Origin of the sequence: Methylobacillus draconifructus, from assembly GCF_045984355.1 — a bacterium.
Taxonomy (GTDB): Bacteria; Pseudomonadota; Gammaproteobacteria; order Burkholderiales; family Methylophilaceae; genus Methylobacillus; species Methylobacillus flagellatus_A.
Map to the genome: position 1 here is coordinate 181,198 of NZ_JBJQII010000004.1, position 13,438 is coordinate 194,635.

General features: G+C 58.3%; 14 protein-coding genes. 8 read left to right on the top strand and 6 right to left on the bottom strand.

The window, feature by feature from the left end; genetic code table 11:
- Positions 1-39: 39 nt before the first annotated feature.
- From ACJSDX_RS09730 to ACJSDX_RS09740, 3 genes are read left to right on the top strand one after another with little or no spacing between them, the layout of a single operon-like run.
- Complete coding sequence (locus tag ACJSDX_RS09730) at positions 40-630, top strand: RNA polymerase sigma factor (RefSeq protein ID WP_407994536.1); 591 nt, start codon at positions 40-42, stop codon at positions 628-630.
- On the top strand, positions 627-998 hold the full coding sequence (locus ACJSDX_RS09735; protein ID WP_407994537.1) for a DUF3619 family protein: 372 nt from the start codon (positions 627-629) through the stop codon (positions 996-998). Before ACJSDX_RS09730 ends, ACJSDX_RS09735 begins: the two co-directional genes overlap by 4 nt.
- Positions 980-1,414, top strand: coding sequence for a DUF3106 domain-containing protein (locus tag ACJSDX_RS09740; RefSeq protein ID WP_407994538.1), 435 nt, complete (start codon positions 980-982; stop codon positions 1,412-1,414). Before ACJSDX_RS09735 ends, ACJSDX_RS09740 begins: the two co-directional genes overlap by 19 nt.
- 42 nt (positions 1,415-1,456) lie before the next feature.
- On the opposite strand, the gene lptG is transcribed toward ACJSDX_RS09740, so the two are convergent.
- Together lptG and lptF are read right to left on the bottom strand one after the other, a co-directional pair.
- The gene (gene lptG, locus ACJSDX_RS09745) at positions 1,457-2,527 is read right to left on the bottom strand and encodes an LPS export ABC transporter permease LptG (protein WP_309564141.1); all 1,071 of its coding nucleotides are present in this window, start codon (positions 2,525-2,527) and stop codon (positions 1,457-1,459) included.
- Between the two features lie 6 nt (positions 2,528-2,533).
- On the bottom strand, positions 2,534-3,619 hold the full coding sequence (gene lptF, locus ACJSDX_RS09750) for an LPS export ABC transporter permease LptF (protein ID WP_407994539.1): 1,086 nt from the start codon (positions 3,617-3,619) through the stop codon (positions 2,534-2,536).
- Positions 3,620-3,714: 95 nt separating this feature from the next.
- Here lptF and ACJSDX_RS09755 point away from each other — a divergent pair, with 95 nt between their 5' ends.
- Genes ACJSDX_RS09755 through ACJSDX_RS09765 form a run of 3 tightly spaced genes read left to right on the top strand, consistent with a single transcriptional unit; the run spans position 3,715 to position 6,207 of the window.
- A complete protein-coding gene (locus tag ACJSDX_RS09755) occupies positions 3,715-5,205 on the top strand; it encodes a leucyl aminopeptidase (RefSeq protein WP_407994540.1) in 1,491 nt (496 codons plus the stop codon).
- Between the two features lie 6 nt (positions 5,206-5,211).
- The gene (locus ACJSDX_RS09760; RefSeq protein ID WP_309564144.1) at positions 5,212-5,640 is read left to right on the top strand and encodes a DNA polymerase III subunit chi; all 429 of its coding nucleotides are present in this window, start codon (positions 5,212-5,214) and stop codon (positions 5,638-5,640) included.
- A gap of 15 nt (positions 5,641-5,655) precedes the next feature.
- Positions 5,656-6,207 carry a hypothetical protein gene (locus ACJSDX_RS09765; RefSeq protein ID WP_407994541.1) on the top strand — a complete coding sequence of 184 codons (552 nt, stop codon included), beginning with the start codon at positions 5,656-5,658 and terminating at the stop codon, positions 6,205-6,207.
- Between the two features lie 12 nt (positions 6,208-6,219).
- On the opposite strand, the gene gcvH is transcribed toward ACJSDX_RS09765, so the two are convergent.
- Positions 6,220-6,591 (bottom strand): glycine cleavage system protein GcvH, encoded by a 372-nt coding sequence (gene gcvH, locus ACJSDX_RS09770; RefSeq protein WP_309564146.1) that lies wholly within the window; start codon positions 6,589-6,591, stop codon positions 6,220-6,222.
- A 182-nt stretch (positions 6,592-6,773) separates the two neighbouring features.
- Between gcvH and pbpG the strand changes: the two genes are divergently transcribed.
- Positions 6,774-7,790, top strand: a complete 1,017-nt coding sequence (gene pbpG, locus ACJSDX_RS09775) for a D-alanyl-D-alanine endopeptidase (RefSeq protein WP_309564147.1) — start codon at positions 6,774-6,776, stop codon at positions 7,788-7,790.
- 95 nt (positions 7,791-7,885) lie between these two features.
- Here the strand turns inward: pbpG and topA are convergent, their stop codons facing one another.
- From topA to ACJSDX_RS09790, 3 genes are all read right to left on the bottom strand, one after another.
- Positions 7,886-10,420 (bottom strand): type I DNA topoisomerase, encoded by a 2,535-nt coding sequence (gene topA, locus ACJSDX_RS09780; RefSeq protein WP_407994542.1) that lies wholly within the window; start codon positions 10,418-10,420, stop codon positions 7,886-7,888.
- A 119-nt stretch (positions 10,421-10,539) separates the two neighbouring features.
- Positions 10,540-11,451, bottom strand: a complete 912-nt coding sequence (gene ttcA, locus ACJSDX_RS09785; protein ID WP_407994543.1) for a tRNA 2-thiocytidine(32) synthetase TtcA — start codon at positions 11,449-11,451, stop codon at positions 10,540-10,542.
- A 14-nt stretch (positions 11,452-11,465) separates the two neighbouring features.
- Positions 11,466-12,218, bottom strand: coding sequence for a pteridine reductase (locus tag ACJSDX_RS09790; RefSeq protein WP_407994544.1), 753 nt, complete (start codon positions 12,216-12,218; stop codon positions 11,466-11,468).
- 57 nt (positions 12,219-12,275) lie between these two features.
- On the opposite strand from ACJSDX_RS09790, the gene ACJSDX_RS09795 reads away from it, so the two are divergent.
- Positions 12,276-13,436, top strand: coding sequence for a class I SAM-dependent methyltransferase (locus tag ACJSDX_RS09795; protein ID WP_407994545.1), 1,161 nt, complete (start codon positions 12,276-12,278; stop codon positions 13,434-13,436).
- Positions 13,437-13,438 lie beyond the last annotated feature (2 nt).

Here is a 13,438-nt window from a genome sequence, read left to right on the forward strand (position 1 = left end):
CGCGGCACTAAATGCAATAAAAAGCATCCAAGCACTTCAATGGCGAGCACACAGGAACTTTCAAATTTTCTAGCACAAATTGAGCGTCGGGCTTTCAAGCAGACGGCATATGCCGTGCGTGACGATCATGCCGCGATGGACATCGTGCAGGATGCCATGCTCAAGCTGGCGGAAAAGTATGCAAGCCGGCCAGTAGAGGAATATCCCATGCTGTTCCAGCGCATCCTGCAGAACACCATGAAGGATTACTGGCGCCGGCAGAAAGTGCGGGGCATCTGGACGACATTGCTTTCTTCGCTTGGCGTCAGCCAGCATGACGACGAAGAGCATGACCCGCTGGAAACCATGGCCTCCGATCATGATCACGACAACCCGGAGCTGCAGTACGAGCAGCAGGAAACGATCGCGATCATCGAAGCCGCAATAAAAAATCTGCCAACGCGTCAACGAGAAGCATTTATCATGCGTTACTGGGAAGATATGGATGTTGCTGAAACGGCGGCAGCCATGGGATGCTCGGAAGGGAGCGTCAAGACACATTGTTCCCGGGCGGTCCATGCATTGGCCGCCACGCTTGAAAAATACGGTTTTGCTAAGGAAGTGCTCGACAGGGCTGGGGGCGAGCGATGAATCACGAACAACAGTTTGCAAAAGAGATCGTCCGTCGACTGGACGAAACCACGGAAAATCTCGCGCCAGAGGTGGTGGACCGCCTCGTGGAAGCGCGACGACAGGCGCTCTTGCGCATGGCGGCGACCCATAGCCAGCAGCCGCAGGGCGGCGGGCTCATGGCGCTGGTCGGCAGCTACTTCCTCCAGCATCAACGCAGCTTGTCTTTGGCGGCCCTGATCGCGGCCGTGTTGTTTACATTCGTTGTCACCCAGCAATTGACAGGGCACGGCCATGGCGAACATGGCGACGCCTTCCTGCTGGCTTCTGAACTTCCCCCCGAGGCATATCTTGATCCAGGCTTTTATTCATGGTTAAAACAGCAATAGCAGCCGGCCTGTTATTGCTTGCGATGACAGCAGTCGCTGAAACGGAATCACAGGAGCCCAGCTGGGCGCAACTGACCGAAAGCCAGCGCCAGGTATTGGCGCCCCTGGCGCAGGAGTGGGATATCCTCAGGCCGTGGCAGCGCGAAAGAATGCTGGATATTGCGCGCGACTACCCCAAGATGACGCCCGAGCAACAGCAGCGAGTGCAAAGGCGCTTGACGCACTGGAGCCGCATGACGCCCTACGAGCGGGAGAATGCGCGCAAGAAATACCAGGCATACCAGAACCTGTCGCCTGAGAAAAAGGCGGCATTGCGCAAGAAGTGGGAAGAGTACCAGCGCTTGCCCGAGGCCAAGCGCGAGGCATTGCGGCGCGAGAACCCCGACATCGATACCGGCCTGGAAGACCTGGACTGATCAGCGGCCTTTCCTGGCCACCCTGCGTTTGCAGGGCTTAAACTACCTGCGCTCCACCCAGTACAGCATGAAGATGCCTGCCGCCATGAACAGCAATGTGGGCATCACGGCGCTGAACAGGGGGGACCAGTCGTTGAGCAAACCCAAGTGCACGAACACGCGGTTCAATACCTGGTAGACAATGCCCAGCATGATGCCGGCAAAGATCTTGGTGCTGGCGGAGCTTGAGCGCTGTTGCAGGAAGCCGAAAGGCAGCGCGAGAATCACCATGACCAGGCAGGCCAGCGGATAGATCATCTTGGACCAGAGCGCGATCTGGTGGCGCGAGGTCTTCTGTTTGTTGCTTGCCAGGTGATTGATATAGAAGTACAGATTCCAGGCCGACATTTTTTCCGGCACGACCAGCAGCACGTTCAGCAGCTCCGGGCGGATCAGGGATTGCCAGGTGGCTTCCTGGAACACGTTGGTGCGGATTTTCTGTTCTTCAAAATGGGTTTGCGTCACCTGGTGCAGGTTCCAGCTCTTGCCGTCAAAACTGCCGTCCTGCGCATTGCTGATGGTGCGCAGGCGGAATTCGTTGTCGAACTCGTAAATGTGGATGTTCATCAATGAGGCGTCCGGCATGACGTTCTGCACATTGACGAAACTGTTGCCATCCTTGACCCATAGGCCCGAGCGGAAATCCTGCGCTACCACGGAATCCGTGGCTTGGATGCGGATGCGTTGCGCGGCCTTTTCGCTCAATGGCGCAATCAGTTCGCCCACCAGGAAGGTAATCACGGCAAACACCAATCCCACGCGCAGCAGCGAGAATGCGATCTTGCGTATGGAAATGCCGCTCACGCGCAGGATGATGAGCTCCGAGTAGCGCGAGAACTGGCCCAGCGCGTACATGGTGCCGACCAGCACCGCAACCGGCACCACCTCGTAGACATGTCCAGGCGCGCTGAGCAATACATATAGCATTACCTTGCTGATGCCGTAACTGCCCTTGCCCAGGCTTTCCAATTCCTGGATCAGGTCGAAGAAGGAAAACATCGCCAGCAACGCCAGCATGATGAGCATGATGCTGGAAATGATTTCCTGGGACAGGTAGCGGTTGAGTAATTTCATCGCAGGCTATTTACGCCACAAGCGCGGCAGGAAGGGTAACTGGAACAAACGACGGTAGAACATCCAGAATGCCAGCAGCAGGAAGACCGCATGCACTGGCCACAAGCCGACCAACGGGGAAATCTTGCCTTGCGCAAGCCAAGCCTGCATGATGCTGAGCAGGTTGTTGTATACGATATAGATCAGCAGCGCCATCATCAGGTTGGCGGAGCGGCCGGACCGGGGATCGACGAAGCTCAGCGGGATCGCGAGCAGGATCAGCACAAATGCCGAGATCGGGATGGCAAGGCGCCACTGCAGCTCTGCATTGCTATCCGGGCTGTGTTCGTTGAAGAGTTCGAGGGTGTCCCTGGATTGTGTGTTGGGCGGTTGCTGCTGCACTTCTGCAGGCTCGATGCGGATGGCATAGCGCTCGAACTCGGTGATCGAGTATTCCGCGGTATTGGGCGTGCCTTCATAGCGGCGGCCATTCTGCATGACCAGGAAGTTGTCATCGTTCTCGGCCGTTTCACGGTGGCCGCGCGCGGCCACGATGATGCCGAGCTTCTGGTGCTGCATGGATTGCACGAAGATGTTCTTGACGATATTGCCCAGCTCATCGAAGCTTTCCACGAAGAACACTCGGTCAGCCTGGCGGGATTCCTTGAAAACGCCAGGGCTGATGGATGAAAGCTCGTCGCGGCTTTTCAGCTGGTCGCGGAATTCAGTGCCCTTGTTGGTGGCCCAGGGCGTGACGAACAGGCTGAGGAAGGCGATGACGATGATGATCGGCAAGCCGAACGTCAGCACTGGGCGTATCCAGCTGGAGAGCCCTTGGCCGGCACTGAACCAGACCACCATCTCACTGTCGCGGTGCCAGCGCGAAAGCGTCAGCAATACGGCGAGGAACAATGTGAGCGAGAGCATCATGGGCAAAAACTTCAGCATGCTGAATCCCAGCAGCGTGTTGATGGCGTCGCTGGCAAGGCTGCCCTTGGCGGCAATGCCGATGTAGTATGCTACGCGCTGGGCGATGACAATGCCGAACAGCACCAGGAAGCCGCCGATGGCAGTGGTGACTAGCTCTTGCAGTAGTGAGCGTTTGAAGAGCATGTTAGAAAAGCAGGTAGTTCAAATTCCGCAATTGAGGTTGATTTACCGCGAAAACGCGGGATAATTCAGAAGGCTTTAATCTTAAGGATCAAGGAATGGAATTTAGCATAAAAAGTGGGACTCCGGAAAAACAGCGTAAAGATTGCGTTGTGGTCGGCGTGTTTGAAGCGCGTAAGTTTTCCGACGCGGCCGCGGTGCTCGACCGCGCATCCGATGGCTATCTCGGCAATATCCTGCGCACGGGCGACATCGATGGCAAGCCCGGATCCACCCTGCTTTTGCATTCCGTTCCTGGCGTTGCTGCCGGGCGAGTGTTGCTGGTTGGCCTGGGCAAGGACCGCGAGCTCAACGAGCGCAGCTACCGCCAGGCCCTGCGCGCCTCCGTCAAGGCACTAGGCAGTCTGGATGCCGCGGATGCGGCAACATTCCTGGCCGAAGTGCCCGTGAAGAAACGTGATGTCGCCTGGCGCGTCGCCCAAGTGGTGGAGGTGGCTGCAGACAGTACTTACCGTTTCGACCGTTTCAAGACCAAAACAGCCAATGGCAAGAAAGGCATAGCCAAGCTGCAAGTGCACGTTGCCCAGCGCAACGATGTGGCGGCGGGCGAAGCAGGCCTCAAGCAGGGCAAGGCGCTCGCTGCAGGCGTGAGCTTCGCCAAGGATCTCGGCAATCTGGCGCCGAACTATTGCACCCCGACTTACCTGGCCGAGCAGGCCAAGGCATTGAGCAAGAGCCATGGATTGCAAGTAGAAGTGCTGGAGAAGGCGGATATTGAAAAACTGGGCATGGGGTCGTTCCTGGGCGTGACCCAGGGCAGCGTGCAGCCGCCCAAGCTGATCGTGCTGCAGCACAAGAAAGGCAAGAAGAGCCAGAAGCCGGTAGTGCTGGTGGGCAAGGGCATCACCTTCGATACGGGCGGCATCTCGCTCAAGCCCGGTGCCGACATGGACGAGATGAAGTACGACATGTGCGGCGCGGCCAGCGTGCTGGGCACATTCAAGGCCATTGCCGAGCTGGATTTGCCGCTGAACGTGGTGGGCATCATCCCGACGTGCGAAAATATGCCGGACGGCAATGCGACCCGGCCGGGCGACGTGCTGACTAGCATGTCCGGCCAGACCATAGAGGTATTGAATACGGATGCAGAAGGCCGCCTGATCCTCTGCGATGCGCTGACTTATGCGGAACGTTTCGAGCCGCAGGCCGTCGTGGATGTGGCGACCCTGACAGGGGCCTGCGTGATCGCGCTTGGGCATCACGCCAGCGGCTTGTTCAGCAACAAGGACAGCCTGGCCGAAGAGCTGCTGGAAGCGGGCAATGAAGCGCAAGACCGGGCATGGCGTCTGCCGCTCTGGGATGACTACCAGCCGCAGCTCGACAGCAACTTTGCCGATATGGCAAATATCGGCGGCAGGGCAGGCGGCAGTATCACCGCGGCATGCTTCCTCTCGCGTTTTGCCAAGAAATATGACTGGGCCCACCTCGATATCGCGGGGACTGCCTGGAAGTCCGGCAAGGAAAAAGGCGCGACCGGACGCCCAGTGCCGTTGCTGACCGAGTTCCTCAAGCAGCGTGCCGGGCAGTAAAGACGCATGACCAGGGTGGATTTCTTTTTCAACGTGCCGAACAAGGCCTTCCATGTGGCCAATCTCAGCAGCCGTGCCGCGCAACGCGGGCGGCGGCTGATGGTGTTGACTTCTACCCAGCAGGCGGCGGAGCAATTGGGCACGTTTTTATGGAGCAACCCGCCGATCGGCTTCCTTCCGCACTGCCATGCAACCCATCCCCGCGCGGCCGAAACGCCGGTCATCATAGACTGGCGCCACGAGCCATTGCCGCATGACGATATCCTCATCAACCTGGATAGCCAGTATCCGCCGTTCTTCAGCAGGTTCAGGCGCTTGATCGAGATCGTGGGGCTAGAGGAGGATGACCGTGCCGCGGCGCGCGAACGTTACCGCTTCTACCGGGATCGTGGATATGAAATCAGGACATTCGATGCCAGCGGCGCAGCTTTATGATGAAAAGAGGGGCTCATGAGCGACCAACCTCAAGATGAACTGGCGTTGGTACTGCGTCGCATCAGTTCGTTGAGCAGTCCGGCTGTTCAGCCATCCGACCAGTCAGCCGGGGATGATGTCCCTGTGCTGACCGATGTTTACGAGGGGGCAGGCGCCTTCAGTGCGGTCGAGATCGAGCAGTTGCTGGCTCCGTATTATGCCGATGATGATCCCGCGCCCGCAGCGCAGGAAATACCTGAACCGTCACCATCATCGCCCCCAGAGGCGGTTGCACCCCAAGCCTCGGGCATCAAGTTCTTGCCAGCCGATGTGGATGAGGAAGCGGATCTCGCTGAAGAAGGAGAGCTGTTTACTCAGCCAGAACCGGATCACCCGCAATTGCTCCTGGCGCGCCAGGAGCTTGCCGAGGCAGTGCTTGCGGACATGCAGCCCATGATCGCCCAAGTCATTCAGGATGTCTTGGCGAGGGAAATGCAGGCATTGGTCCCCAAACTCGGCGCCGAGGTTGAGGGCGCATTGGCCGTAACCTTGCGGGAGCGTGTGATCGAGGCGCTTAAAAAGGATTAGTGTAAACGGGTCTTAACCCAGCAAGGCCTTGTATTCAGCCGCGCTCAGCAGGCCTGCAGGTTCGTTCGCCGGCTGGAATGAAAAAATCCAGGCGTCGTAGGGCTTGTCGTTGATGTCTTCCGGCGTGCTTTGCAGCGCTTCATTGATGGCGACGACCGTGCCGTTGAGGGGTGCATGCAGGTCCGAACCGGTCTTGACCGATTCCACCAGTCCGCAAGGCTGGCCTGCGGAAATGCTGCTGCCGGGCTTGGGGGCTTCGACGTAGACGATATCGCCCAGCAAGTCCTGGGCATAGTCGGTAATGCCGGCCAACCAATGACCGTCTTCATGCTGCCGTACCCACAGGTGTTCGGCGGTATATTGCAGGTTCTCGGGAATTTTCATGAAAAAAGCTCAGGAGAAATAATGTCGGCATATTTTCGCACAAAGCGTTCAAGCCGGCGTATAAGGTGATTTTTTTATCTTTCCCTATTAAGAAAGTTTATAAACTTCCGTTGCTATGTAAATGACAAATCAAACTTTTTTGGATATTATTCTTCTCGACCATTGAACGGGGTGGGCGCGACATGACACGTAAAATCACATTATTGCTGACCATGCTGGCATTGTGCATGCCGCCGGCATTGGCCTATGCAGCGGAAAAAAAACCGCAGAAGACTGCTTCAAGCAAGACCAAGGCAAGCAAGAAGGTAGTCGCCAAGAAGAAGACCAAGACGACGGTAGCCAAGAAAAATGAGGCCAGCGGCCGCATTATCAGCACGATACGCTCCAACAGCGCCGTCGCCACAGCCAGCCCCAGCGTGTTCAAGGATGACGGCACCGGCTTGAAATTGGCTTCCAGCAAGGCGATGATCGTGAATCAGGATTCTGGCGAGATATTGTTTGCCAAGGGCACGGATATTGCCGCGCCGATCGCTTCCCTGACCAAGCTGATGACGGCGATGGTGGTGCTGGACGCCCAGCTGGATATGGAAGAAAAGCTGCGTGTCACGCGAGATGACATCGACACGCTCAAGGGAACCGGTTCGCGCATGCCGATCGGCGCCTCGCTGACGCGTGCGGAAATGCTGCAGCTTGCCTTGATGGCCTCGGAAAACCGTGCGGCTTCGGCACTGGGTCGCCACTACCCGGGCGGCGTGGATGCGTTCGTCGCGGCGATGAATGCCAAGGCGTTGCAATTGGGCATGCTGCATTCGCGTTTTGCCGACCCTACCGGCTTGAACAGCGCCAATGTCTCCACTGCTGAGGACTTGGTGAAGATGGTGCGCGCAGCATACCAATATCCCGAGATTCGCCACGTATCGACCAGCACTTCCTATGCTGTACCGGTCAACGGTACGCGTGCGCCATTGCAGTATGTGAACAGCAATGTGCTGGTGCGCAACAGCGACTGGGTGATTGGCCTGTCCAAGACCGGCTACATCAACGAAGCAGGGCGCTGTCTGGTGATGCAGGCGCAGGTTGGAGGGCAGCCCTTGATTATTGTCTTGCTGGACTCGTTCAGCAAAAATGCGCGGGTGGGCGATGCGCAGAAAATCCGCAAATGGATCGAGAGCAGCAACAGCCATCGCAATGCAAGCTGAAGCATTCATTTAATAAAAAAGCGGCTTAGAGCCGCTTTTTTATTATCTCGACCAGCCTTGGGTTCGGTTGGAGATCGTCTGGGAAGCGTTCCGGGTTATTCGCTCTCGCTGGCAGCCGTCTTTTTCTTGCGCGTCGTGGTCGCCGTTTTCTTGGTGCCGGCTGCTTTTTTCGCAGGCGCCTTGCCTTTCTTGGCCGGGGCGTCCTTTGCCGCCTTGGCTGACAACAGCTCCAGTGCCTGTTCCATGGTCAGGCTTTCCGGCTCCTGGCTCTTGGGCAGGGTGGCGCGCAGTTTGCCATGCTGCACATAAGGCCCGAAGCGGCCGGAGTAGACGGCGATGTTGCCTGTGCCGTCCGGATGGGCGCCCAGCTCCTTGATAGGGGCGGGGCCGGAGTTGGCTTGCGCCAATAGTTCGACCGCGCGCGCCATGTCAATATCAAAGACGCTGTCGCTTTTGGGGATGGACTTGAACTTGCCGTCATGGTTGACGTAAGGTCCGAAGCGCCCGATATTGGCGACCACTTTCTTGCCGGTTTCCGGGTGCTGGCCCAGGTCGCGCGGCAGTGCAATCAGCTTTAGCGCCGTCTCCATATCTAGGCTGGCAACGGAGATTTCCTTGGGAATGCTGACGCGCTTGGGCTTCTTCTTGCTGTCTGCCTCGGGCAGGCCGATCTGCAGGTAAGGGCCGTACGGGCCGTTCAGCAGCAGGATATCCTTGCCGCTTTCCGGTTCCTGGCCGATCACGGTCGGCTCGTTGCTGTTGGTATTGGCGCTCGGATTGCGGATGTAGTCGCACTCCGGGTAGCCCGAACAGCCGATGAACTTGCCGAAGCGTCCCAAGCGGGATTGCAGAGGCTTGCCGCATTTCGGGCAGGCTTCGTCGAGCACCTCGACGCCGGGACGCTCCACGTTGCTCTTTTCATGGATCTGGTTGTTGAAGCCCTGCCAGAATTCGTTGAGCACGGGAATCCACTCGCGCTCGCCCTCGGCGATGTCGTCCAGCTCGTTTTCCAGGTTGGCGGTAAAGCCGTAGTCGACGTAGCGAGTGAAATGCTCGGTAAGGAATTTGTTCACCACGCGGCCGACATCGGTAGGGGTGAAGCGCTTCTTGTCCAGCAGGACGTATTCGCGGTCCTGCAAGGTGGAAATGATGCTGGCGTAGGTGGAGGGGCGGCCGATGCCGAACTCTTCCAAGGCCTTGACCAAGCTGGCTTCCGAATAGCGCGGCGGCGGCTCGGTGAAATGCTGGTCGCCGAATATTTTCTGTACGGCGAGCACTTCGCCGGTTTCGAGGTGAGGCAGCTTGCTTTCGCCTTCCTCCTCCTCGTCGTCCACGCCTTCCATATAGACGGCGATAAAGCCCGGGAACACCAGCGTCTGGCCGGTGGCGCGGAACAGGTTGGCTTCGCTGCCGACGGCAAGGTCGATGCTGACGGCGTCGAACTTGGCCTGGGTCATCTGGCACGCCAGGGCGCGCTTCCAGATCATTTCATACAGTTTGAACTGCTCGTCGGTGAGGAACGCGCGCAGGCTGGCCGGCGTACGCGTGATGTCGGTCGGTCGGATCGCCTCGTGGGCTTCCTGCGCGTTCTTGGCCTTGGTCTTGTACATGATCGGCGACCTGGGCAGATAGTCGCTGGCGAAATTCTGCTTGATATAGTCGCGGATCTGCATGACGGCCTCGGCGGCGAGGCTGAAGCTGTCGGTACGCATATAGGTGATCAGACCCACCGTGCCGCTGCCGACGTCGATGCCTTCATACAGCTGCTGGGCGACGCGCATGGTGCGGCTGGTGGTGAACCCGAGCTTGCGCACGGCTTCCTGCTGCAGCGTGGAGGTCGTGAACGGGGCGGCGGGGCTGCGGCTGCGCTGCTTTTTCTCTACGCGGGTGACTGTGGTCTTGCCGGCGCTGACGGCAAGCAGCTTGCCGACGATTTCCTGCTGCTGCTCCTGGCTGGTGACGGTGAATTGCTCCACCTTCTTGCTGTCGAGCTGCACTAGCTTGGCATCGAACACATGCTGGTGCTTGGCGGATTCCAGGTGGATGGTCCAGTATTCCTGGCTTGTGAACGCCTCGATCTCAAGTTCGCGCTCGACGATCAGGCGCAATGCGGGACTTTGCACGCGGCCGGCGGACAAACCGCGGCGGATTTTCTTCCACAGCAAGGGAGAAAGGTTGAAGCCGACGAGGTAATCCAAAGCCCGGCGCGCCTGCTGCGCGTTGACCAGCGGCATGGAGATATCGCGTGGTTCGTCGATCGCGTTCTGCACGGCATTCTTGGTGATTTCATGGAACACCACGCGTTTCAGCAGCTTGTCCTTGAGCAGTTTCTTGCTCTTGAGGATTTCGGCGATGTGCCAGGAAATGGCTTCGCCTTCGCGGTCCGGGTCGGTGGCGAGGTAGATGGCGTCTGCCGTCTTGACCGCCTTGGCAATTGCATCCACATGGCGCGAGTTGCGGTCGATCACTTCGTACTTCATGGCGAAGTCATGTTCGGGATCGACGGCTCCCGTCTTGGGAACCAGGTCGCGCACGTGCCCATATGAGGCCAGAACCTCAAAATCCTTGCCCAGGTATTTTTTCAGGGTCTTGGCCTTGGAAGGTGATTCAACGATCAGCAGTTTTGACATGGACGCACGATTTGTGGGATGCAGAGCGGCAGATAATAAGAGTAAATCGCTTGCCGCACAAGAAAGCACTGTAAATTTAGGCGCTTGCCGGCAATTTTTCCTGGAGGTCGTGCCGGATGTCAGGCGATATTGCGCTTGAACTCGATGCGGGAGCCTTCGCTGGAAACCAGGCTCAGGGCCGGGTTGTTTTCCTTGTCGATGTCGCCGAACAGCGGATCTTCATCGTCGGCCTTGGTCTGCGACATATGCTTGAAGTCGTAGAGGTCGGTATCGCCGAGGTGGGAGGGTTCGACATTGCAGATGGCGCGGAAGATATTGTTGACGCGGCCAGGCTGCTCGCGCTCCCAGGCATGCAGCATATCCTTGACCTTCTGCCGTTGCAGGTTTTCCTGCGAGCCGCAGAGGTCGCAAGGGATGATGGGGAAGTTCATGCCGCGCGCATAGCTGGCGATGTCCTTCTCCGCGCAATAGGCCAGCGGGCGGATGACGTGGAATTCGCCCTTGTTGGTGGCGAGCTTGGGCGGCATGGCCTTCATCTTGGCGCCGAAGAACATATTGAGGAATAGGGTTTCGACGATATCGTCGCGGTGGTGGCCCAATGCGATTTTATTGGCGCCCAGTTCCTGGGCGGTGCGGTAGATGATGCCGCGGCGCAGCCGGGAGCATAGGGAGCAGGTGGTCTTGCCCTCTGGAATCTTTTCCTTGACGATGGAGTAGGTGTCGGCCTCGACAATGCGGTGCTCGACGCCCAGTTGTTCCAGGTAGGCGGGCAGGATATGTGCGGGAAAACCAGGCTGCTTCTGGTCCAGGTTCATGGCGATCAGCTTGAAGTCGACTGGCGCGCGCTCCTGCAAGGCCAGCAGCATCATGAGCATGGTATAGGAGTCCTTGCCGCCGCTCATGCAGACGAGGATGGTATCGCCGTCCTCCACCATGTTGTAGTCGCCAATGGCCTTGCCGGTGGCGCTGATCAGGCTGTTGCGCAGCTTGAGGAAGCTGTTGGAGGCGTCGTCGGGATAGTGTTTGGTCATGATTAAGCAATACTTTAAAGATTGAGCGAGCGGCCGCCATCGACGGCGATCACGTGTCCGGTAATGAATGGAGCGTCCTGCAGCAGGAAGCGTACGGCCTTGGCGACGTCGTCGCCTTCTCCGATGCGTTTGAGCAATGTTTGCGAGATCACGCGCTGGCGGTACACCTCGTCGAACTGCGGGTTGTTCTCAGGCCATAATACCGGCCCGGGCGCGACGGCGTTGACCCTCACTTCCGGCGCCAGTTCGTGCGCAAGGGATTTGGTAAGCGTCACCAGGCCCGCCTTGGCGACGCTGTAAACGATATATCCCTTTTTCGGGCGCTCCACGTGCATGTCGGTGATGTTGATGATGCTACCGTGGGTTTTCCTGAGTTCGGGCGCGGCGGCTTGCGACAGGAACAAAGGCGCCTTGAGGTTGGGCCCGATCAAGTCTTCCCATTGGTGCTCGTTGATGCTGCCCAGCTCGCTGGGATAATAGCTGGAGGCGTTGTTGATGAGCGCGTCCAGGCGTCCGAAGTGCTGCACGGTTTCCTGCACCAGCTTGGGCAGTACGCTCAGCCTCAATAAGTCCCCCTGGATGATGGCGACGGAATTGGGGCGTTTCAGGTTGAGTTCGGATTGCAGGGTGCGCGCTTCGTCATCCGAGCTGCGATAATGGATCATCAGCCTGGCGCCTTCTGTATGTAGCAGGCGGCAGATGGCCGCGCCCACACGTTTCGCACCGCCAGTGATTAAAATGACCTTGTTTTCCAGAGAGGAATCCACCAAATGTTCCAGACCGCGTCAAAATTCAGGAATAACGTGACATTATAATCCAATACCATGAATATCTCCGCCTTGCCTATTCCCGATGCCGACGCCATTGCCCATAGCGCCCGATTGCTTGCACTGATCCGCAAGGAGGTGCTGGATGCGGGAGGCTGGATCAGCTTTGCCCGTTATATGGAGCTGGCGTTGTATGCGCCCGGCCTGGGCTATTACAGCGCGGGCGCGCAGAAGTTCGGCGAGGTCGGGGATTTCGTGACGGCGCCGGAAATGACGCCGCTGTTCGGCCAGACCCTGGCACGGCAAGTGATCGAGGTGCTGGCGCAAACTGGCGGCAGCGTTCTCGAGCTTGGCGCGGGACGTGGCAGGCTGGCGGCTGCCATGCTGGAAGAAATGCAGCGTGCGGATGCGTTGCCAGCGCAATACCTGATCATGGAGGTCAGCGCGGACTTGAGGGAGGTGCAGCGGCAATACCTGCAATTGACACTCGCGCCAGCGTTGTACGAGCGCGTGTCTTGGCTGGATGCCTTGCCTGCTGAGTTCACAGGCGTCGTGCTCGCCAACGAGGTGCTGGATGCAGTGCCTGTGCATCTCGTGCGCAGGGAGAGCGATCAGTGGCAGGAAATAGGCGTAGCCGTGGATGAGGCAGAGGCTTTGATGCTGGATTCCCGGCCCTTGATTGATGTTTCCCTGGTAAGCGGCATTGATGCGCTTGCATTGCCAGAACACTACCAGACTGAAGTCAGCCCAGCCGCCCAGGCGTTGGTGGCAAGCCTGGCACAGTGCCTGCGGGAAGGCGTATTGCTGTTCATCGATTATGGGTTTTCACGTGCGGAGTATTATCACCCGCAGCGCCATCAAGGCACGCTCATGTGCCATTACCGCCACCATGCCCATCCAGACCCGCTGTTGTACCCGGGGTTGCAGGATGTGACCGCCCATGTCGATTTTTCCGCCATGGCAGAGGCAGGCCTTGGGCAGGGCCTGCAGTTGCTGGGTTATTGCGGGCAGGCGCAGTTTCTCATCAATTGCGGGATTACCGACCTGATGCTGCGTGTGCCTGCGCATGACCTTAGGCGATACGCGCCGCTTGCAAGCCAGGCGCAAAAACTGCTGTCGCCTGCGGAAATGGGCGAGCTATTCAAGGTGATTGCGCTGGGCCGAGGCATGGGGCCGCTCTCGGGTTTTGTTCGCGGCGACCGCTCGCATACCCTATAATC

Bases quoted from the DNA above. Each gene is read 5' to 3' on its own strand.
- lptG (WP_309564141.1), bottom strand. From the start codon at position 2,527: ATGAAATTACTCAACCGCTACCTGTCCCAGGAAATCATTTCCAGCATC.
- gcvH (WP_309564146.1), bottom strand. From the start codon at position 6,591: ATGAAAATTCCCGAGAACCTGCAATATACCGCCGAACACCTGTGGGTA.
- topA (WP_407994542.1), bottom strand. From the start codon at position 10,420: ATGTCAAAACTGCTGATCGTTGAATCACCTTCCAAGGCCAAGACCCTG.
- ACJSDX_RS09735 (WP_407994537.1), top strand. From the start codon at position 627: ATGAATCACGAACAACAGTTTGCAAAAGAGATCGTCCGTCGACTGGAC.
- pbpG (WP_309564147.1), top strand. From the start codon at position 6,774: ATGACACGTAAAATCACATTATTGCTGACCATGCTGGCATTGTGCATG.
- ACJSDX_RS09765 (WP_407994541.1), top strand. From the start codon at position 5,656: ATGAGCGACCAACCTCAAGATGAACTGGCGTTGGTACTGCGTCGCATC.
- ttcA (WP_407994543.1), bottom strand. From the start codon at position 11,451: ATGACCAAACACTATCCCGACGACGCCTCCAACAGCTTCCTCAAGCTG.
- ACJSDX_RS09740 (WP_407994538.1), top strand. From the start codon at position 980: ATGGTTAAAACAGCAATAGCAGCCGGCCTGTTATTGCTTGCGATGACA.
- ACJSDX_RS09755 (WP_407994540.1), top strand. From the start codon at position 3,715: ATGGAATTTAGCATAAAAAGTGGGACTCCGGAAAAACAGCGTAAAGAT.
- ACJSDX_RS09795 (WP_407994545.1), top strand. From the start codon at position 12,276: ATGAATATCTCCGCCTTGCCTATTCCCGATGCCGACGCCATTGCCCAT.
- ACJSDX_RS09730 (WP_407994536.1), top strand. From the start codon at position 40: ATGGCGAGCACACAGGAACTTTCAAATTTTCTAGCACAAATTGAGCGT.
- lptF (WP_407994539.1), bottom strand. From the start codon at position 3,619: ATGCTCTTCAAACGCTCACTACTGCAAGAGCTAGTCACCACTGCCATC.
- ACJSDX_RS09760 (WP_309564144.1), top strand. From the start codon at position 5,212: ATGACCAGGGTGGATTTCTTTTTCAACGTGCCGAACAAGGCCTTCCAT.